Consider the following 20,488-nt stretch of genomic DNA (forward strand, 5'->3'; position numbering starts at 1 on the left):
ATTTGTTATTATAACATATATATTATTGCTTTAGAAGTATTCTTTTAGGACCGTAACAAACAAAAAACTATAGCGTTTAAATCACGTTATAGTCTATTATGAGCCTCTTTTCGTCTTGGGCTTACGAATAATAAAATTAAGCATTTCTTTGCCATCAAAAGGATATAGAGGATATAAATAAGATACCCCAAATGGTTTTAAAGATACTAAATAACCAATTAAGATCACATGATAAATGACAAAACCGATCCATCCTAAAAAACCAACAAAAATAATTAAAAATATTTTTAAATATTTATTAGTAAGCGATAGCTCATAGTTAGGGGTTGCAAAACCACCGACATCACCAATTGCACAGAATAATAAAATTTCTTCACTAAAAATTCCTAAATCAATTGCAAACTGTCCTAATAATACAGCGGCAATCATCCCCATCGCATTTGACAAAGAGGTAGGAGTATGAATCGTAGCAATCCGTAACAACTCAATCGCTAATTCAACAAGCAAGACTTGTCCTAAAAAGACTAGATCAATAGTCCCCTTACTTGTCAATAGTAGCCATAAAGGTACTAAATAAATAGAAATTAATACTGCACTACAACGAATTAATCGTATAAAAGTCCCAATGATTGGTGTTTGACGATGCTCCTCAACATGCTCCAATATTTCAAATAATGTGGTCGGCAGCATCATTACTGAAGACGATGTATCGCAAATAATAGCAATATGACCATGAAGGATATGCGTAGCTACTACATCCGGGCGTTCACTATATCGAACAAGTGGAAATGGATTATATCCTTGATCTAAGATCATCTCTTCAACGGCACGATCAGACATGACCAAATCTTCATTTTTAATTTCTTTTATACGTTGTAATACTGTTTCCAGCATAGTTTGATCAACTGTGCTATCTAAATAACATAAACAAACATCTAAGGGATTATTTTTCCCAATCGTCTGTTTATTCATAACTAGATCAATCGTACGAATTCGTCGGCGAATCAAACCCGCACAAGTCAGCATCGATTCATTAAAACCATCTTTAGAGCCTCTGACGCTTTTTTCTGTCTCGGGTTCTTCTACAGAACGACTAGGAAAGTGACGAGTATCTAAAACATAAGTTTTATTGCGATAACTAATCATTGCACAACCAGTTAACATTGAATACATGGCCTTTTGATAATCCGGTTCGTCTTTAACATCACCATTATTTAAGCAATCTTTTAATGTTTCACCACGATGGTTGGTAATCCCTTCAACTAAATAAGCAATTAGATCATCAGAGCAAAGACTAGAAACATAATTAATTGTAACTTTTTCATTTTCAAAATCAAGCGTTCGGGTATTTAAATCAAATGATGGATTGTTATTGATCATGATTTTGGCTTAGTACAAATTGCAACTAAAAAAGCAAATAAAATAGCACTACTAATACCCGCTGCGGTTAAATCAAAAATACCCATCGCTAATCCAAAAACGCCAAATTCTTTAGTTGCTGCAAGCGCTCCATGCATCAACGAATGACCAAAACTTGTGATTGGCAATAATGCTCCTGCATGAAATATTTCAACTAGTTTATCATAGATATGAAACAAATCTAAAAAAGCACCAATAACAACAAATAGACTCGTAATATGTCCAGGAGTTAATTTTGAATATTCATAAATCAACTGTGCAATTACACAGACAAAGCCACAAAAAATAAATGCTAATAGATAATTCATTATTCAACAACCTCCAAACTAAAGGCATGGGCAATACAAGGTATACTTTGTTTTTGATTAGTCATAACCGGTGACAATAATGCCCCTGTTGTAATCACTAAAACCCGCTTGTACTTATGTTTTAACATTTTCTGATAGATGTACCCAAATGCTACTAAAGCACTGCACGAAGGCCCACTCCCACCTTGATTAACATCTTGATCACTATCATATAATAGACAGCCGCAATCATCATACTCATTATAGGTAACACTATTTTCATTCATTAATTCCTTCATAATCGATTTCCCATAAGTTGATAAATCACCAGTAAGAATCAAATCATAATCAGTTCCTTGCCGGTTTAAATCTTTTAGATGATTAACTAATGTATCAAAGGCTGCTGGTGCCATTGCTCTTCCCATGTCATTAGGATCACTTTGGTTCATATCAATAACACGACCAATAGTTAATGCTTCTATTCTAACAGCGCTAGGATTATTATCAAGAATTACACTGACTGCACCTGTAGCTGTCGTTGTCATTGTTTCTTTACGTTGGACACCATATTCAATTGGATAACGAAATTGTCTTTCAGCAGTTGCATTATGGCTGCAAACAAAACAATTTGCATTATGAATACAATGATTTTCAATTAACATTGAGGCTGTATTAATAACTAGCCCCATTGTTGCACAAGCACCATACATCGCCATAAATGGTCTTTGAAAATCTTTAGCAGTGTAATTACTGGCAGTGACTTGATTATTTAAATCTCCACCTAAAAAGACATTAATGTCATCTTTTTTCAACTTTCCTTTTTTTAAAGCATGACTAATCGCATCTTGAAGCATTGCCATTTCTGCTAATTCATAAGATTTATGTCCAAAATGAAAATCAGGGTAGTGTCTATCAAAATATTGACCTAACGGTCCATTAAATTCGTCAATCCCGCACGTTGTTCCTGTTGCTCTAACATAAACATTATTCAACTGCATTGAACTACCAGATAAGACTGATGACATAACGAATACCTCCTAACACAAACGAAGCAACAATCCCAAAAGTAATGACTGTTCCTCCTAATTTAAACATATTAGCTCCTATACCTGTTACTAAACCTTCGCTTTTAGCTTCTAAGGCACTAGAAGTCATACTATTAGCAAATCCAGTAATTGGGATAAAAGTTCCAGCTCCTGCCTTTTTTCCAATTCGATCATATATTCCCAATCCTGTCAAAATAGCAGCAGCCAAAACAATCGTAATAATCATCATTGGTGTTGCTTCTTTTTCACTCACATCAAAAATATACATGTAAAACTCTAAAATGCCTTGACCGACAGCACCGATAATGCCACCATAAATAAATGCACTTAAACAATGCTTCCCCACTTGTTTTTGGGGTTTTAAATCTTCAGCAATTTCATTATACTGTGATGTATTCATATTATTCACCTCACAATATTTTTTCCATATTAAAAAAAATTAAACAAAAAAGAGTCAAAACTGACTCTTATAGGCGTTTTAACACTCTTAAAACACTATATCCTAAAATGATATCTACTGGAATCATGATACATTCTTTAATGACTCGGATAAATAACGATAATGTAAATGGAATTCCATACATAACTTGTAACCAATAAGGCGTTAACATAAATGTAATTACCATTTCAACTAATACTACCGAAATCAACCACAGATTAAACAAATGATATTCCTGATCATTTAATTTCTTTTTATAATAACGCATAACAGTAAACAAGACACTTATCATCACAATACAAACCACACTAATTATTATTTTAAAATTAAGTGTAATGTCTACAACATTCTTAGAAATAACTACTTGATCTAAACTAAATACATAAAAGCAAGCCCCTATTCCTAAAAAAATTAAAATTACTTGGATTGCCTTTTCTAAATAATTCATATAATTTTCTTTAATCGTGGCAACTACAATGGATGGAATCAAACATTGTAATACCGCACTCAAAGTAAATCCTAAAAAAGGAAATCCCGTTGGTGTCACAATTAATCCAACTAAATCAACAGCAAGACCAATTATATAACAATATCCTGGTGCAAGTATTATCCCTGCTAAAAGCATTGGGATTACTTCAATTGAGATTTTTAGACTCTCAAAACCAAACAAAGGTATCATAATCGATAACCTTTTTAAAATAGCGGCTAAAACAATAAATAAAGCTGCTAATGTGAGTGATTTAGTATCACTCTTAATTGGAAATTTCCAAAATACAAAAATTCCAATTAAAACTAAAATAATTCCGCAAATAATTTGAATCATAACTTGATTGCTACTTATTTACAATCTTTCCTGCTTCAACCTCATTTCTAGTCCACAGGCGTTAATTCCGATCACTGACCGTACATGCGATTGCTACTAAAAAGTAGACTCCCCCTTTTTCTAAATTATATACAAGATTGTATACAATGGAAATAATACTACAAATTAGCAGACACTTCAACATATTTAATTATTCATCAACAAAGCCTAAGTACTCCTTTTTACAAATTACAAGCATATCATCACGTTTTATCCGTGTTTTACCATCAGGGATAATCATTTTATTATCACGTTTAATTAAGACTACTAAAAACTTATTACGAGGATTGATCATCGCTAGAGTACAATCGATCCAATGATGATGCTCTTCAATGTATTCCTCATCTAAATAAATATCATTTCCTTCGTAACCTGGTGCACACATAATCAATAGATCACCTTTTAAAACCCTTGTTGTCCCTTTAGGTAAGATCATCTGATTATCGCGAATAATTGTAGCAACTAACATATTAGTCGGCATTACAATATCAATTAATGTTTGATTTATCCATGGATGATCATCACTCAAATAAACTCGAATTAATTCAAATGAGCTATCATCACTATAATCATTAAATGTTTTCATTGTATCATTTTGATCATCTTCCACTTTGAGCCATTTTGCTACTAAAGGCAATAGACTCCCTTGAAATGTTATTGAAAGTAAAGCAACGAAAAAGACAATATGAAAAATGTCATTATTCGTATATGCAGGTGATACCACTGTCATGATTGCAAAAACAATCGAAGCCGCACCTCTTAAACCACACCAGGAAATAAACAATTGTTGTTTAAACGGTACTCTAAACGGCGTTAAACAGATAAATACCGTTAACGGACGCGCAACAAAAGTTAAAAATAGTGTAATTAGGATAGCAGAGCCTATTATATCGGGAATTTGTGACGGGAAAGACAATAAACCTAGTAAGAAAAACAACAAGATCTGCATCATATGAGAAATACTGTCAAAAAAATGAACTAGTGAAACTTTCTTTTTTAAACGACTATTTCCTAATATTATTCCAAATAGATAAACACTTAAAAAACCATTTCCATTCAGTGCTACTGGTAATGCATATGCTAACAATGCTAGAGCAGCTACAAAAATCGATTTTAAGCCAACTTCATTTAATTGAATCTTATCTAAATAATTTTTTGCTAAAAGACCAATTACTACACCACTAATAATCCCGAATATTATCTGACTAAAAATAAGCATATAAATATTAGTTTTCCCGCTTGATAAAAGGGTCAAAATAATAATTGTCAGCATATATGCTGTAGGATCATTACTTCCACTTTCCATTTCAAGCAATGGAGCAATACCTGCTTTTAGATTTAAACGCTTCATTCTTAAAATACTAAATACTGAAGCCGCATCAGTTGAAGCCATTACTGCTCCAATCAGCATCCCTTCAATTAAACTAGTGTGCAATACCCAATAACAAAATAAACCAACAAAGCCACAAGTTAAAATAACGCCAAGTGTCGACATTATCGTTGCTCTAATAAGTACCGGTTTAGCACTATTAAAATTCAAACAAAAACCACCATAAAACATAATATAAATTAATGCAAATGTACAAATTTGCTCACTTATAATAAAATCATCAAAGCTGATTTTAAACAAGCCATCACTTCCAAATACCATTCCCAACAAAATAAAAATCAATAAAGTTGGTACTCCAAATTTAGATGAAAGCCTTGTTGCAAGAATACACACAATTACTACTACTGCAATCAATAATAAAAATAACGTCATGTCATTCCTCCTATCTTTGTATTATTATATCATATCTAATTAAAAATAATAAATAAAACTCATTATGAAATTTTTTTAGCAAAAAAAGAATCAGTATTACCTGATTCTAACTTCTATCAATTATATATTCCCTTACCTTAGAGATGAAATATAACGATCCCGTTACAAATACTGTCCCCTCATGAGTAAAAGCCTTATCAATCGCTGTTTTAAAATTTGGCTCAATTTTAACATCAAAGCCATTTGCTAATGTCTTAGCATCACTAGCTCGAACATGTTCAAATTCACAAATAGTTATATCTTTAGTTAATTGTAACAATTTTTCAATCATATGTTTATAATCTTTATCCCGTAAAGCACTAAAGATTATTTTTATATTGTCATATTTTTTAGCACATTCATAGAAAGCATCAATTCCTTCTTTATTATGAGCACCATCTATAATAATCAAAGGTTCAATATTAATTATTTCAAATCTACCAGCCCAGCGAGCATTATACATTCCCTGAAGTAAATCATCATCACTAAAATCAACAAATTGATGTTCTTTTAAATATATCAGTGCTTCTAGTGCTAAAGCACTATTATTAATCTGATATAAAGCCGGTGTATCAAGAATAATATCATAATCACGATAATGATAACTAACATTATTCCCATCAATAATTTTAGTTATTGGTTTTAAAGTTATAAGCTCACTATGATGTTTTAAACAAACATCTCTAAATACAGCCAAACATTCTTCCTTTGTTTCCCCGGTTAAGTAATCAATTCCTTCTTTAACAATTCCAGCTTTATTTAAAGCAATACTTTGATAATCATGACCTAAATAATCAACGTGATCTAAACCAATATTAGTATTGATTGCTAATTTAGGCATAATGATATTCGTTGCATCCAATAAACCGCCTAATCCTACTTCAAATAACGCAAAATCGACATTCTGCTCAATAAAATACATAATTGCAATAAATACTTCAATTTCAAACATTGAGATTTCATATTTTAACCATAGTTCCACATATCGATTTGCATATCTAACCATTGTTTCTTCATCAATGAACTGGTCATTGATACGAATAATATCTAATCTTGAGTATAGTGCTGGTGAGGTAAATGTTGCAATCCTATATCCCGCCTGTTTTAAAACTTCTTTAATATAATTAGTAGTTGAACCCTTTCCATTTGTCCCACCAATATGAACACAGTCAAGAAATAACTGAGGATTTCCTATATCTTCCATATAATGTTTAAAATTATTAAGGCTGTATACCCGATCTTTTTGACTATTTATAAAATTAACTACCTCATCATAAGTATTAAAACGTTTATTGACTACCCTTTGTTTAAGCATTGGATAATATAATATACCATTTTTCTTAGTTAGATCACCGACCATTTTAAAACCTAAGTTTAAATAAAATCCTTTAGCCCCAATTCCAGAATTAACTTCAAGATCAGCTAAAGCCAAATTATCAATCAACTCAAATAATTTTGTTCCAATCCCATTTCCCTGATAATCATTATCAACAAATAATAAACTTAGATGTTTTCCCTGAGTAAGTGTAATAATCCCAATTATTTTTTTATTCTCTAAACATATATAAGTCAAATTTTGTTTATTACGATAAAATGTATCACAATTTACTTGATTAAAACTATTAATTCCCTCTTGATCAAAGTCTTTATAAATATCTTTTTTAGCTACTCGTGCAACTAATTCAATTGCTTCTTTTATTTCATTTTCTTTTAATATTCTATATTCCATATTCTCCACCTTAGAACATTATAGAATAAAAGAAGTGGCTAAGCCACTTCTTTTTTTAGAATTTTTCAAATTGATCAATATTTAAAACAAATACGGTTGCCCCACCAACTAAAACATCAACCATAATTGGTGTAAAGAATTCTCCCATCTCTGTTGGAGGAACAGTAGGTTCTTTTTCTACCCGTTTCTTTGAATGTGCTTTGATAATAGAAATACAGTCTTCTACTTTATCATCATTAGTTCCAACAAAAAATGTTGTATTTCCTTTTTTCAAAAATCCCCCAGTAGTAGATAATTTAGTTACGAAGTATCCGCCTTCAGTAAGAGCTCCTTGAACCGATGAGCTGTCATCTGAATTAACAATTGCGATTATAAGTTTCATATTAACTCCTCCTTATACTTCTTATACATATATTATACTACGATTTTTCAAAAGATAGTACAAATATAATAATTAAAGTATTTCATTATGTTGAATAGGTAAGAAGATAGATTCATATTCATTTAAAACATAAGAATCTGTCATCATTGATAAATAGTCAGCAACTATTAATGCTGGATCATTTTTACTATATGCCGGAGCCATCTTATTAACAAATGCTTTTATTTTACAATCATGATTATTAGGATCAGTTAATTCATCATAATAAACATGATATAACTGATTAATCATTCGGACTAATTTTGTATTTTCTTTTACTAGCACCGGATGTTGATGAACCCGATTGGATAAAAAATTCAATAAAGTTTTCAAAGCACTAAACACTTCATTAGAAAAGCGAAGATATGGCTTTCCATAACTATGAATAACAATATCTCCAATCAATCGATTTATCATTGATTTATTATCAAAACCTAAAATATCAGTTACCTCTTTAGGAAGATCAGACTGTTTAATGATTCCTACTTTAATTGCGTCTTCAATATCTTTACCAATATATGAGATAACATCTGACACCCGAACAACACAGCCTTCTAATGTCATTGGACGAATAATTAAGCTAGTATTCTTTTGGTGCCAACAATCTTCATATTCCTGCCAAAATTGCGCAATAGTTTTATCATAATCCGGCATATATTTTTTCGATAACATTTCACCGTTATGACACAGAATCGCATCTAACACTTGTAAAGAGACATTATAACCGATTCCATCGCGTTCAATAAAAAGAATATTCCGTACACTATTAGCATTATGGGCAAAATATCCAAATCCCTTTATCTGCAGAATTTTATCAAGAGCTTTTTCTCCAACATGTCCATATGGTGCATGGCCTAGATCATGTCCTAAAGCCGCCGCTTCAATCAAATCTTGATTTAAAGCAAGACCACGACCAATCTGACGAGCAATCCGACTCACCCATTGGACATGAATAGAACGCTTTGAAATATGAGCATTATTAAAAAAAGATAATGCTTGAGTTTTATCAACATATCGCTGATATGATTTACAATATAAAATTCGATCAATGTCTTCTTCAAACGGCCATCGGATATCAAATTCTTCACGATTTCTAATCGTCTGTTTTACTTTTATACAATCACGATTTTTAGTGGCATAGATAGAAAGCTGATCATCGGCCTCTTTAGTCATTCGTAATGCATTTTTTATGACTATTTCTTCTTTTTTCATTGGAACACCTCTCTATATTCTACACGATTTTTTCTTATTTATGCTACTTTCGCCAAAGTGATGGTGAAAACAAAAGCAGCATTGGGAAAAGTTCTAAACGTCCTGCCAGCATGTCGAAAGTTAAAACTATTTTAGAAACATCTGGCAACGAACCAAAATTACTTACTGGTCCAACAACATCTAAACCAGGACCGATATTATTTAAACAAGAAGCAATAGCTGAAAAAGCACTTTTAAAATCAAGATTAAGAAATGTTAAAATCAATAACGATAGAGCAAATATCGTAATATATACGACTAAATATGCATGAATCGTTCTGATTACATTATCTTCAACCGGTTGATTTTCAAATTCAACTGCACGAACGCTATGGGGATGTAATAATTTATGCAGTTCATTTCTTGCATTTTTAAAATAAATTACAATTCTTGATACCTTGATTCCACCACCAGTTGAGCCTGAACAAGCACCAACAAACATCAATGATAATAATATTACTTGTGAAAATACTGGCCATTGCCCATAGTCAGCAGTTACAAATCCTGTCGTCGTTATGATTGACCCAACCTGGAAACTTGAATAACGGAATGCAGATAAGATTGAATCATATAATGGTAAAATATTAATCGTAATTAAAGCTATTGCAGCAACAATTATAATCAAATACCAGCGCAATTCTTCGCTTTTTAATACTTCCTTGATTCGCCCTAAAATGAAGAAATAAATCAAGTTAAAATTAATTCCAAATAAGATCATAAAAACAGTTATCACACCATCAATATAAGCACTATCATAAGCAGCGATACTTGCGTTTTTAATTCCAAACCCTCCTGTACCAGCGGTTCCAAAAGCATTCAAAATGCAATCAAATAACGGCATTCCGCCAAATAGTAAAAGAATTATTTCAATAACCGTCATAATTGCATAAATCACATATAAGATTCGTGCAGTTAATCGTACTTTAGAAACCAATTTTCCAACCACCGGTCCAGGAACCTCAGCTCGTAAAATATGTAATGAACGTCCTGAAGCAATCGGGATAAATGCGATTACAAACACAAGAATCCCCATTCCTCCAACCCAATGTGTAAAGCTTCGCCAAAATAAACTTGTATGGCTTAATGCCTCCACATTGGATAAAATCGAAGATCCGGTTGTTGTAAAACCCGATACAGTTTCAAACACCGCATCTACATATGAAGGTATCTCACCAGTTAAACAAAACGGAATGGCCCCTAATAATGATATCAATAACCAGCTCAATGCTACGATAGCAAAACCCTCACGAGCATAAATATTCTTTTTACGAGGAGCTTTTCTTGAAATTAGAATTCCTAAAGCCAGCATTATTATGCCAAGTATCGCATAATAAACCCCCTCTGTTTCTTGATAAATCAACGAGACAATTACTGGCATGAACATTAATAAACCGGTAATTGTTAATAACTTACCGATTGTAAAAACAATCATTTTTTTATTCATCCTGCTTATCTCCTTATAATATCATTTAGACTTTTCATTGTCTCACCACGAGAAATAATGACTAAATGATCCCCTAATTCAATCGTCGTATCCCCCTTAGGTACAATTGTTTCATTTTCTCGGGAAATAGCAGCAACTAACACATGATTCTTTAAATTCAAATCATTTAACGTCATTCCTAAAAAAGTTATTTTAGGTGTAGCGATAAATTCACTAGCTTCCACTTCACCATCTACAATCTTATATAAAGTTTTAACACTTGAATCATCATCTTTATTCATTTTTGCTCGAACATAACGAATTATTTGACCAGCAATAATTTTCTTTGGAGCTACGATACTATCAACCTTTAGACTATCCGCAAGACCTGTAAAACTCATCCGAGTAACTTTAGCAATAGTCTTTTTATGATAAATATTTTTAGCATACAAAGATAAAATTAAATTTTCTTCATCTAACCCTGTCAATGCTAAAAAAGCATCTGTTGTCTCTAAACCTTCTTCTAATAATACCTCTTCATCACTTCCATCTGCATTAATAACAGTAACAAACGGTAATTTTTTAGCAAGCACACGACAATGTTCAATATCCTTTTCAATGATTTTTACTTTTATTCCTTGAACCCCTAACTGTTTAGCTAAATAATAAGCAATCTTTCCTCCACCAACAATTAAAACATTTTTTATCCTATTTGTAACAATGCCAATATCTAAACAAAATCTTGATAAGTCTCGATGTGATCCTGTAATAAATAAATGATCACCTGGTTTAATAATATAATTACCATCTGGTATAATTACTTCTTCATTGTGACTTACAGCACATACTAAAATATTAGTCTTAGTAATACTATGTAATTGACTTAGCGGAATATCACGTAAATAACTATCTTCTTCTACATAAAATTCTGCCAATTCAACTTTTCCACGAGCAAAGGTATCAACCTTTACAGCCGAAGGAAATGATAATGATCTTCTAATCTCATTTGCTGCTTCTAATTCAGGATTAATAATCATTGAAAAACCTAACTGATTACGCATAAAATCACGTTGTTTAGAATAATCGGGATTTCTTACTCGAGCAATTGTATGGCGAGTCCCCATTTGTTTTGCCATTAATCCAGCTAAGATATTTAATTCATCCGATGCAGTAACACAAATAATCAAATTTGCTGTAGTTGCCCCTGCCTCCATCAAGATATCATAAGAACCACCATTACCTACAACTCCAATGACATCATATAAGTTTACTACATCTTCTATTTTTTGTGCATCCTGGTCAATCACAATAATATCATGATCCTCGTTGGACATATGCTTAATTAAAGTTTTTCCAACCTTACCAGCACCCAAAATTATAACATTCATAAAGAATAGCCTCCCTTGATAATAACCAAATTGTAGTCCATTTTCCTATATTTCTCAATAGGAATTCGGCAAATACATAAGAAGTTTACCAAATTGAAACATTTTTACAAGGACTTAATAAGTTCTTATAAGATTAACAATTTTTATATCATTTAATTTTAAAATAGATTTCTCATTTTCATTAACTATGATTCATTAGTATAAATTTAAATAACTTAGCCTATATTAGCCTTCGTAAACCATTTATAACAAAATAAAAAAGGACTAAATAAACTAAATCCTATAGATGACACTCCTCTTTATTTTGTGTCTTTTCTATAGGATTTAGTTTAAAAAGTGTCCTTATTTAGTCATATAATCGAATCTTTCCAGTTCTTTAGTCTTACCAATTACCAAGAAATGATCCCCATTTTGGATCACATATTCTGGAGCAACATCTAGAGAAAGATGATCTTCATCACCATGTTTGATTCCAATAATATTCATATTATAAACACGACGAATATTTAAATCAATAAAATTCTTTCCTACCCAATCAAGTGGTGCTTTAATTTCAACTACTGAATAATCTTCATCAAGTTCAACTAAGTCAACAATACTTTTTCTCAATAAACTCTTAGCTACTTTAAGTCCCATATCTTTTTCAGCACGAATAACTTTATTAGCCCCTACCTTTTCAAGAATTTTCATAAATTGTTTATTTTTAGCCTTGGCAATAACATATGGAACACCCAATTCTTTTAAATTCATAGTTGCTAAAACAGCTTCTTCCAAATGTGTTCCGATTGCAACAATAGCAACATCAATATCCTCAATACCGATAGCTCGCAGCTCTTCTTGATCAGTAACATTCGCTACAACTGCTTTCGTTACTTCATCAGCTACCCGCTCAACACATGATTCATCTTGATCAACAGCAATAACCTCACAGCCATATTCTGCCAATGTTGTTGCGACTGTTGAACCGAAAATTCCTAATCCTAATACTGCATATTGTTTACTATTCATCTTTATACCCTCTTTTTATCCTAATAAGATATTCCCATCAGGATACCTTACCTCTTTTTTACTTGCTTGCATATATGATTTTCTTGCAAAAGAAATCATCATTGTAATTGGTCCGATTCGACCAATATACATCAACATAATTATTACAATTTTACCGAAAACACTTAAATACGGTGTTAGTGAAGCACTTAATCCTACCGTTGCTCCTGCAGAAACAACCTCAAAACAAATATCAATAAATGGTGCCTGTTCGGTAATACTCAAAGCAAATATACTTAAAAATACAATTGCTAATGCCATAGAAATAATCGCAAATGAACGCACAATTAAACGTTTAGGAATTCTTCTTGAAAAAGCTGTTACTTCTTTGCGTCCATGATAAATATTGTATACTTCTAATACACCTATTGCAAACGTTACTGTTTTGATTCCTCCAGCAGTACCTGCAGGTGAACCACCAATAAACATCAATACACACATCATCAACTTCGTTGAAGGATGTAAACTTGCCATGTCAACTGAAGCAAACCCAGCCGTTCTAAGAGTTGCTGATTGAAAAAAAGAAATCTGTATTTGATCAAATAGAGGTAGTCCTCCAATTGTTTTGATATTATTAAATTCACACAAATAAAATAAAACAGCTCCTGCTAATAACAATACTACTGTTGCAATAATAACCAGTTTTGTATGTAATGAAAAACTTTTAAATAAATGTTTTTTACTAAATTTCGACCGTTTTCCATACTCTTTTTTTATACAATGAGCAACATCAAACCAAACAACAAATCCAAGACCACCCATTATAATCAAACCTGGAATAACCAAATTGATAATCAGATTATTTTGATATCCAATCAATGAGTTAGCTCCTAGCACATCAAATCCAGCATTACAAAATGCTGAAATCGAGTGAAAGATTGAATAATAAATTCCTTTCACGATTCCAAAATCAGGAATAAATACAAATGCTAGAATGATTGCACCTAACCCTTCAACAATAAATGTATATTTAATTACATTTTTTACAAACTTAGGCAGATCATTTAACGATGGCTGATTTAAAGCTTCTTGTAAAACCAACTTATTTGTAAGAGATATTTTCTTTTTGACCATTATTAATAATAAATTTAAAAAAGTCAAAAAACCTAACCCACCAATTTGAATTAAAATAATAATAACGATTTGTCCTAATATATTGAACTGTTCACTTGTTACTACAGGTACTAATCCTGTTACACAAGTTGCTGAAGTAGCAATAAATAAATTATTTAAATATGCTGTCGGTGTTGTATTATTACAAATTGGCAGCATTAACAAAACTGAACCAATTAAGATAACTGCTAAAAAGCTAATGGCAATCTGTCTTGTTGGTCGCATAGGATGGTGCTCATGATGCATCTTTAAAGTCGAGACCTTCATTTTTTATCCTCCTAAAAGAACAAGTGGTCAATTAATATTTTTGCGCCCATCACAATTAATATTAATCCACCGGCTAATTCTGCTTTACTCTTATATTTTTCACCAAATACATTACCAACTTTGACCCCAATTACACAAATAATAAAGGTAATAATTCCAATCATGCTTACTGAAAGCAATAATGACACATTAAAGAACGCAAAAGTAATGCCAACAGCTAGGGCATCTATGCTGGTAGCAATTGACAACATGATCAAATCCCCTAATCTCAAACTATCATCTTGACATTCATCATCATCACTTGATAATGCTTCTTTAATCATATTCGCCCCGATTAAAGCTAATAAGATAAAAGCAATCCAGTGATCAATAGCTGCAATCTTATTGGCAAATGTTGTTCCTAAAACATAACCTAATGCCGGCATTAAAGCTTGAAACACCCCGAAAAAAGCAGCAATGATAATAGCTTTTTTATAGTTCATTCTTCGCATTGCTAAACCTTTACAGATTGAAACTGCAAAAGCATCCATTGCTAAGCCCACTCCAATGAGGGCTATTTCTATTATTGACATTCCTTATCTATTCCCCTTTTAAAATAAATTCACTACATTTTAAACCATCTATTGCACTAGACATAATTCCACCAGCATACCCAGCGCCTTCACCAATCGGCATGATTCCCTTAATATTACTTTGAAAATTTTCATCACGATATAAGCGTACTGGTGCTGAACTTCTAGATTCAACTCCTGAAAGCATTGCTTTTTCTGTAAACCCTGTAAATTTATGATTCATTAATTGTAATCCTTCTTTTAAAGCAAGATTGACCTCATTACTAAATATTTGACTTAATTTAGCATATCTCACATTTGGTTGAACACTGCAGCTTACTTCTTCCATTTTTAAATCCAGAGTATCATTTAAATAATCTTCAACCCTCATGACTGGCACACTATAATCTTTACCACCTAATTCAAAAGCTTTTTGTTCTAATTCTCGTTGATAGGTAATACCAGCTAATGGATGCGAACTAGCAAAATCTTCAGGTCCCACAGTAACCAGAACTGCACTATTAGCATTTGCTTCATCACGAGCTTGATTACTCATTCCATTAACAACGATTCCACCAGCCTCACTACTTGAGTTTATAACTTTACCTCCCGGACACATACAAAAAGTATATACTCCACGACCATTACTAGTTTTGACCGCTAATTTATAATCAGCAGCTTTTAAACTTGGATGATTCGCATATTTACCATATTGATGCTCATTTATGAATGACTGCAAGTGTTCAATTCGAAGTCCTACCGCAAATGATTTTTGCTCCATTTTTATTCCTTTTTGATATAGCATTTCATAAGTGTCTCGAGCACTATGACCAATTGCTAGAACTAATTTATCTAATTCCATCGTAGTTTTAATATTATTTTTTTCAACAACAATGTTTACTAGCTGATCATCTGCTAAATTAACATCAACTAATTTTGTCTCAAATAACACTTCACCACCATTAGCAATAATCGTCTCACGCATACTTTTAACAACCTTAATTAAATAATCAGTCCCTACATGTGGCTTATTTACATATAAAATATCACTTTCAGCACCATGCTTAACAAAGGTTTCAAGAATAAATTTTTTTCGTTTATCCTTAACCCCAGTTGTTAATTTGCCATCACTAAAAGTTCCTGCTCCCCCTTCCCCAAATTGAACATTACTATCAGGACTTAATTTCCCTGTTTTAAAAAAGTTATCGATATCTTCTTTCCTCTGTTCAACCGCATTGCCACGTTCAATCAATGTTACCTTTTGATGAGCCCGCGCCAAATTATAAGCGCAAAAAAGTCCAGCGGGACCACTGCCTACTACTACAATATGCTCGTCAGTTGATTTTAAAACCGGATAGTCATAAGCAACTACTTTTGATAAGTTTAATTTAGGATATTTTTTTATCATTAAATCTTCATTCTCGACAGTAAAATTAAAACTACAAACAAAGTGAACTTTGTTTTTTCTTCTTGCATCAACAGCCTGTTTAACTAGTTTAACGTCAAATATTTTATTTTTAGAAATATTTAATTGTTGTGAGATTATTTTTCGATAATCTGCCAGTTCCAAAGGAACTTTTACATTATTTATTAATAACATTTTTTTACCTGCTTATTCATTATTGTTTTAGCGATATGATGGCCTGAAGCAAAAGCAAAATGTAAATTATATCCGCCACAATCACCATCAACATCTAAAAGCTCCCCAGCCAAATATATTCCAGGGTATTTAATCACTTCCAAATTTTCATCTATTTCATCCAAACTAACCCCACCACTCATAACTTGAGCTTTACTGTAATCATATGTATCGATAATTTTAAAGCGGATATCTTTTAAATTATCAATATCTTTTAATATTTTAGCTAATTTATCATTGAAGATTCCTTCTAAATAATAATGACCAAATCTATCATGCCGCTCTTTTAAAAATCGTTCTAATTCTTGGCTAGTATATTCCTCCATTAGATCTAAACTAATCTCTTTATTTCCGCAATAACGTGATAATAATCGTGATAACTGCATAATACATATTCCTGATAACCCATTATCACTAAATAACACTTCACCATTTTGACTTTCAATTAATTTTCCATCTACTAATAAACTCGCTTTACATTTAGTTCGAACGCCTTTTAAGCTTCGGTAGGCTGGTTTGGTTTTTATTTGAACTAGACTAGGATACAACTTTGTCACCTTTAAATCAAGCAATTTAACCAAATCATAACTATTTTTGCCTGATAATAAAGAAGCAGGTGAGCCTGTTGCAATAACAATATTATTACAAAAGTATTCACCTTTATTAGTTTTAACTATATACCCATCCTTTTTAACGATAATATTTTTAGCCTGACACTCTTCAATTAAAGCAACTTGATCAAAATTATTCATTAAAGCATTTTTTACGGTTAAACTTTGATTAGAACGCGGATAAAGAAGTGTTCCCACCTGTCGAGTCATTACTCCAATTTGGTTAAAATATTTTCTTGCATCAAAGGCATGAATAATCCTCTTAATCTTGGATTCATCAGTATTGTAAAAATACATATCTAAATTAGTATTAGATAAATTACAGCGACCATTACCACTAGCTAAAATTTTTCGTCCTGCCTTATTTGATTGTTCAAGAATAATTACATTATGATTACTTTTAGCTAGTTCATGACCACAAATCAGTCCACTAGCTCCAGCTCCAATAATTACTGTTGTTTCCATACATTGCTCCTTTTAATGCCTAGATTATAGCATACTCGCTATTTATTTAAAACTAATCTTAATGTTTTTAGCAGAGTTCTTTTGAATTAGAAAAGGATGAACTACTATTTTATTCCATGAAACCTTTTTGATTATTTTAAAACAACTGCTTTTTATCTATTAAACTCTGCTTTTTCCTCATAAAATCAGAATATTTATCTCATTTAAAACGCCCCTTGATAATATTAATCGATAAGTGTATAATTTAAAAGAATTTATCACTTTAAGGAGGAGTTATTTATGGGTAGAGCACATGAGGTGCGCAAAGTTGCAATGGCAAAAACAGCAGCAAAAAAAGCTAAATTGTACTCACGTTATGGTAAAGAGATTTACTTAGCTGCAAAAGCAGGTGGACCTGAACCAGATGGTAACTTAGCATTACGTCGTTTAATTGAAAAAGCTAAAAAAGAACAAGTACCCGCTGATGTTATTAAAAGAGCAATTGATAAAGTAAAAAGTGGTGTTACTGAAAATTATGAAGAAAAAGTATTTGAAGGGTATGCTAATGGTGGAGCTACTTTAATCGTTAAATGTCTAACTGATAATATTAATCGTACTATTTCATCAGTACGTCCTGCTTTTACAAAGTCAAAAGCAAAATTAGGAAATGAAGGATCTGTTTCATATTTATATGACGTTATCAGCGTCGTTGCTTTTAAAGGACTAGATGAAGAAACTGTTTTAGATGCTTTAGTCATGGCTGAAGTTGATGCTCAAGATATTGTTAGTGAAGAAGATGGAACTATCAAAATTATTGGTGAACCAACTGATTTATATAAAATCAAAGAGGCAATTGAAGGTATTAAATCTGATATTGAATTTGAAATAGATGAAATTCAGACTTTACCACAAGACACTGTTGAACTTGAAGGTGAAGATATGGAATTATTTGAACGTTTAATGAATAATCTTAATGATTGTGATGATGTTGATCAAATTTATCATAATGTTGCAAATTACGACGAGGGAGAATAATTCTCCCTTTTTTTACAAGGAGGTATTTTATGCAAGTAACTTATATTTATAACAGTGGGTTTTTAGTTGAATTGGATAAGCATATTTTACTATTCGATTATTATCAAGGAACAATTCCCCCGCTTAATCAAAATAAACCATTATATGTCTTTGTCTCTCATTTTCATCATGACCACTACAATCCTGCAATTTATCAAATCAACCATCCTAAAATCACTTATATTATCGACCGAAAAATCAATAATACTGGAATTAAAGTTCGCCCTAGCGAAATATATGAAATTGATGATTTGTATATTCAAACCCTATTATCAACAGATGCAGGTGTAGCTTTTGTTGTAAAGGTTGAAAATAAACAAATTTATCATGCTGGTGATTTACACTGGTGGCACTGGATTGGTGAACCTGAGGCTGACAACAAATATCAAGCTGGAACTTTTAAAAAAGAAATTAGTAAAATTAAAGATATTCATTTTGATTTAATGATGATTCCTCTAGACCCTCGTCTTGAAGAAAGTAGCTGGTGGGGTATGGAGCATATTTTAAAAAATATTAAAACAAAATATGTTTTGCCAATGCATTTTACTGATAATCCTAAAATGATGCTTAAATATCTCAATCACGAACCTTTGAAACAGTATAATAATATTTTAAAGATAAATAATGAAGGGGAAATATTTATTATTGGTGATAACAATGATGATTAGACCTTATTTACATAATGCTAAATACTATGAAACCGATCAAATGGGAATTATTCATCACTCTAACTATATTCGCTGGTTTGAAGAAGCAAGAATCGATTATATGAACCAAATTGGTTTAACATATAAAAAAATGGAAGAAGAAGGTATCATTTCTCCTGTTTTATCAATTAATTGTAATTATCAAAAAATGATGTATTTTGATGACCTTGCTATAATTGAAGTTAAAATAACTAAATATACTGGTGTCCGCTTCGCCTGTGAATATAAGATATATAATCAAAAACATACACTTTGTACTACTGGCAACTCTAATCATTGTTTTACTGATCGGAGTGGACGACCAATTAATTTAAAAAAAATCAAACCAGATTTTGATCGACTTTTTAAAAAAATTATTGAATAACAAAAAATATATCCTTAATGGATATATTTTTTATTAGCTCGCTAATACTAGTATATATTGATTTATGACATAGGGATAATTATAGAACAAATCATTTCAGTATTAACACCCAAATTGCTAATTCCCAGAAACATCTCAATATTTCATTTCCCATAATATCTTCTATATTACCTATCTATAATAACTCTTTAAACAAGATTAAGCAAATAAATATACAAAAAAATACAGTCTATTTTTTAGGAATAATTTCAATCCAATAATCATCAGGATCATTAATAAAATATAATCCCATTGCCTTATTTTCAAAACATATACATCCCATTTCCTTATGTAACTGATAAGCTTGATCAAAATCATCTACTTCAAAACAAATATGACTTTCATTTTCACCTAATTCATAAGCTTGCGGATGATCCCTTAACCAAGTTAACTCAATTTGAAAATTACTTAAACCATCACCAAGATAAGTTAAAATAAAACTACCATCATTAGCTTCTTTAGTTCTTTCGACTTTTAAACCTAAAGCCTTTTGGTAAAAAGCAACACTTTTATTGATATCTGTAATATTAATATTACAATGTATACACTTAAATTTCATCTTTCTC

At 31.5% G+C, this 20,488-nt stretch carries 20 protein-coding genes; 3 read left to right on the forward strand and 17 right to left on the reverse strand.

The window, feature by feature from the left end:
* Nucleotides 1-96: 96 nt before the first annotated feature.
* The 16 genes from KSU54_RS01875 to KSU54_RS01950 all read right to left on the reverse strand — a co-directional run bounded on the left by KSU54_RS01875 (nt 97) and on the right by KSU54_RS01950 (nt 17,759).
* Nucleotides 97-1,380, reverse strand: a complete 1,284-nt coding sequence (locus KSU54_RS01875; protein WP_003536596.1) for a spore germination protein — start codon at nt 1,378-1,380, stop codon at nt 97-99.
* On the reverse strand, nt 1,377-1,727 hold the full coding sequence (gene spoVAE, locus KSU54_RS01880; RefSeq protein ID WP_003536595.1) for a stage V sporulation protein AE: 351 nt from the start codon (nt 1,725-1,727) through the stop codon (nt 1,377-1,379). The genes KSU54_RS01875 and spoVAE overlap by 4 nt, the downstream gene beginning before the upstream one ends.
* Complete coding sequence (locus tag KSU54_RS01885) at nt 1,727-2,731, reverse strand: stage V sporulation protein AD (RefSeq protein WP_008791436.1); 1,005 nt, start codon at nt 2,729-2,731, stop codon at nt 1,727-1,729. Before KSU54_RS01885 ends, spoVAE begins: the two co-directional genes overlap by 1 nt.
* A complete protein-coding gene (spoVAC, locus tag KSU54_RS01890; RefSeq protein ID WP_003536593.1) occupies nt 2,709-3,152 on the reverse strand; it encodes a stage V sporulation protein AC in 444 nt (147 codons plus the stop codon). Before spoVAC ends, KSU54_RS01885 begins: the two co-directional genes overlap by 23 nt.
* A 67-nt stretch (nt 3,153-3,219) precedes the next feature.
* Nucleotides 3,220-4,014: a folate family ECF transporter S component gene (locus tag KSU54_RS01895; RefSeq protein WP_003536592.1), complete on the reverse strand. Its 795-nt coding sequence runs from the start codon at nt 4,012-4,014 to the stop codon at nt 3,220-3,222.
* A 190-nt stretch (nt 4,015-4,204) separates the two neighbouring features.
* Nucleotides 4,205-5,815 (reverse strand): potassium/proton antiporter, encoded by a 1,611-nt coding sequence (locus KSU54_RS01900; protein WP_022007787.1) that lies wholly within the window; start codon nt 5,813-5,815, stop codon nt 4,205-4,207.
* 106 nt (nt 5,816-5,921) lie between these two features.
* Nucleotides 5,922-7,583, reverse strand: coding sequence for a GNAT family N-acetyltransferase (locus KSU54_RS01905; RefSeq protein WP_009008964.1), 1,662 nt, complete (start codon nt 7,581-7,583; stop codon nt 5,922-5,924).
* Between the two features lie 55 nt (nt 7,584-7,638).
* Nucleotides 7,639-7,965 (reverse strand): cyclic-di-AMP receptor, encoded by a 327-nt coding sequence (locus tag KSU54_RS01910; protein WP_003536589.1) that lies wholly within the window; start codon nt 7,963-7,965, stop codon nt 7,639-7,641.
* A gap of 72 nt (nt 7,966-8,037) precedes the next feature.
* The gene (locus KSU54_RS01915) at nt 8,038-9,216 is read right to left on the reverse strand and encodes a deoxyguanosinetriphosphate triphosphohydrolase family protein (RefSeq protein WP_003536588.1); all 1,179 of its coding nucleotides are present in this window, start codon (nt 9,214-9,216) and stop codon (nt 8,038-8,040) included.
* A gap of 43 nt (nt 9,217-9,259) precedes the next feature.
* Nucleotides 9,260-10,699 carry a TrkH family potassium uptake protein gene (locus KSU54_RS01920; protein ID WP_003536587.1) on the reverse strand — a complete coding sequence of 480 codons (1,440 nt, stop codon included), beginning with the start codon at nt 10,697-10,699 and terminating at the stop codon, nt 9,260-9,262.
* A 5-nt stretch (nt 10,700-10,704) separates the two neighbouring features.
* Entirely contained in the window at nt 10,705-12,066 is a 1,362-nt protein-coding gene (gene trkA, locus KSU54_RS01925) for a Trk system potassium transporter TrkA (RefSeq protein ID WP_003536586.1), read from the reverse strand.
* A 342-nt stretch (nt 12,067-12,408) separates the two neighbouring features.
* A complete protein-coding gene (locus tag KSU54_RS01930) occupies nt 12,409-13,074 on the reverse strand; it encodes a potassium channel family protein (protein WP_003536585.1) in 666 nt (221 codons plus the stop codon).
* Between the two features lie 15 nt (nt 13,075-13,089).
* Nucleotides 13,090-14,493, reverse strand: coding sequence for a TrkH family potassium uptake protein (locus tag KSU54_RS01935; RefSeq protein WP_003536584.1), 1,404 nt, complete (start codon nt 14,491-14,493; stop codon nt 13,090-13,092).
* An 11-nt stretch (nt 14,494-14,504) separates the two neighbouring features.
* A complete protein-coding gene (locus tag KSU54_RS01940) occupies nt 14,505-15,065 on the reverse strand; it encodes a manganese efflux pump MntP (protein WP_003536583.1) in 561 nt (186 codons plus the stop codon).
* 7 nt (nt 15,066-15,072) lie between these two features.
* Nucleotides 15,073-16,644 carry an NAD(P)/FAD-dependent oxidoreductase gene (locus KSU54_RS01945; protein WP_003536582.1) on the reverse strand — a complete coding sequence of 524 codons (1,572 nt, stop codon included), beginning with the start codon at nt 16,642-16,644 and terminating at the stop codon, nt 15,073-15,075.
* Entirely contained in the window at nt 16,635-17,759 is a 1,125-nt protein-coding gene (locus tag KSU54_RS01950) for an aminoacetone oxidase family FAD-binding enzyme (protein ID WP_003536581.1), read from the reverse strand. Before KSU54_RS01950 ends, KSU54_RS01945 begins: the two co-directional genes overlap by 10 nt.
* Before the next feature lie 279 nt (nt 17,760-18,038).
* On the opposite strand from KSU54_RS01950, the gene KSU54_RS01955 reads away from it, so the two are divergent.
* The 3 genes from KSU54_RS01955 to KSU54_RS01965 are packed head-to-tail and all read left to right on the forward strand — an operon-like array spanning nt 18,039 to nt 19,883.
* Complete coding sequence (locus KSU54_RS01955; RefSeq protein WP_003536580.1) at nt 18,039-18,773, forward strand: YebC/PmpR family DNA-binding transcriptional regulator; 735 nt, start codon at nt 18,039-18,041, stop codon at nt 18,771-18,773.
* Between the two features lie 29 nt (nt 18,774-18,802).
* Nucleotides 18,803-19,480: an MBL fold metallo-hydrolase gene (locus KSU54_RS01960; protein ID WP_003536579.1), complete on the forward strand. Its 678-nt coding sequence runs from the start codon at nt 18,803-18,805 to the stop codon at nt 19,478-19,480.
* On the forward strand, nt 19,470-19,883 hold the full coding sequence (locus tag KSU54_RS01965; protein ID WP_003536578.1) for an acyl-CoA thioesterase: 414 nt from the start codon (nt 19,470-19,472) through the stop codon (nt 19,881-19,883). The genes KSU54_RS01960 and KSU54_RS01965 overlap by 11 nt, the downstream gene beginning before the upstream one ends.
* Before the next feature lie 229 nt (nt 19,884-20,112).
* Here KSU54_RS01965 and KSU54_RS01970 read toward each other — a convergent pair whose 3' ends face one another.
* Nucleotides 20,113-20,481, reverse strand: coding sequence for a VOC family protein (locus tag KSU54_RS01970; RefSeq protein ID WP_003536577.1), 369 nt, complete (start codon nt 20,479-20,481; stop codon nt 20,113-20,115).
* Between the last annotated feature and the right edge of the window lie 7 nt (nt 20,482-20,488).

It is taken from the genome of Erysipelatoclostridium sp. MSK.23.31 (genome assembly GCF_019125875.1).
In the GTDB taxonomy this organism is placed as follows: domain Bacteria; phylum Bacillota_I; class Bacilli_A; order Erysipelotrichales; family Coprobacillaceae; genus Thomasclavelia; species Thomasclavelia ramosa.

What these genes read in the sequence shown, in the direction of transcription:
- KSU54_RS01875 (WP_003536596.1), bottom strand. Translation starts at nt 1,380, where the DNA reads ATGATCAATAACAATCCATCATTTGATTTAAATACCCGAACGCTTGAT.
- spoVAE (WP_003536595.1), bottom strand. Translation starts at nt 1,727, where the DNA reads ATGAATTATCTATTAGCATTTATTTTTTGTGGCTTTGTCTGTGTAATT.
- KSU54_RS01885 (WP_008791436.1), bottom strand. Translation starts at nt 2,731, where the DNA reads ATGTCATCAGTCTTATCTGGTAGTTCAATGCAGTTGAATAATGTTTAT.
- spoVAC (WP_003536593.1), bottom strand. Translation starts at nt 3,152, where the DNA reads ATGAATACATCACAGTATAATGAAATTGCTGAAGATTTAAAACCCCAA.
- KSU54_RS01895 (WP_003536592.1), bottom strand. Translation starts at nt 4,014, where the DNA reads ATGATTCAAATTATTTGCGGAATTATTTTAGTTTTAATTGGAATTTTT.
- KSU54_RS01900 (WP_022007787.1), bottom strand. Translation starts at nt 5,815, where the DNA reads ATGACGTTATTTTTATTATTGATTGCAGTAGTAGTAATTGTGTGTATT.
- KSU54_RS01905 (WP_009008964.1), bottom strand. Translation starts at nt 7,583, where the DNA reads ATGGAATATAGAATATTAAAAGAAAATGAAATAAAAGAAGCAATTGAA.
- KSU54_RS01910 (WP_003536589.1), bottom strand. Translation starts at nt 7,965, where the DNA reads ATGAAACTTATAATCGCAATTGTTAATTCAGATGACAGCTCATCGGTT.
- KSU54_RS01915 (WP_003536588.1), bottom strand. Translation starts at nt 9,216, where the DNA reads ATGAAAAAAGAAGAAATAGTCATAAAAAATGCATTACGAATGACTAAA.
- KSU54_RS01920 (WP_003536587.1), bottom strand. Translation starts at nt 10,699, where the DNA reads ATGAATAAAAAAATGATTGTTTTTACAATCGGTAAGTTATTAACAATT.
- trkA (WP_003536586.1), bottom strand. Translation starts at nt 12,066, where the DNA reads ATGAATGTTATAATTTTGGGTGCTGGTAAGGTTGGAAAAACTTTAATT.
- KSU54_RS01930 (WP_003536585.1), bottom strand. Translation starts at nt 13,074, where the DNA reads ATGAATAGTAAACAATATGCAGTATTAGGATTAGGAATTTTCGGTTCA.
- KSU54_RS01935 (WP_003536584.1), bottom strand. Translation starts at nt 14,493, where the DNA reads ATGAAGGTCTCGACTTTAAAGATGCATCATGAGCACCATCCTATGCGA.
- KSU54_RS01940 (WP_003536583.1), bottom strand. Translation starts at nt 15,065, where the DNA reads ATGTCAATAATAGAAATAGCCCTCATTGGAGTGGGCTTAGCAATGGAT.
- KSU54_RS01945 (WP_003536582.1), bottom strand. Translation starts at nt 16,644, where the DNA reads ATGTTATTAATAAATAATGTAAAAGTTCCTTTGGAACTGGCAGATTAT.
- KSU54_RS01950 (WP_003536581.1), bottom strand. Translation starts at nt 17,759, where the DNA reads ATGGAAACAACAGTAATTATTGGAGCTGGAGCTAGTGGACTGATTTGT.
- KSU54_RS01955 (WP_003536580.1), top strand. Translation starts at nt 18,039, where the DNA reads ATGGGTAGAGCACATGAGGTGCGCAAAGTTGCAATGGCAAAAACAGCA.
- KSU54_RS01960 (WP_003536579.1), top strand. Translation starts at nt 18,803, where the DNA reads ATGCAAGTAACTTATATTTATAACAGTGGGTTTTTAGTTGAATTGGAT.
- KSU54_RS01965 (WP_003536578.1), top strand. Translation starts at nt 19,470, where the DNA reads ATGATGATTAGACCTTATTTACATAATGCTAAATACTATGAAACCGAT.
- KSU54_RS01970 (WP_003536577.1), bottom strand. Translation starts at nt 20,481, where the DNA reads ATGAAATTTAAGTGTATACATTGTAATATTAATATTACAGATATCAAT.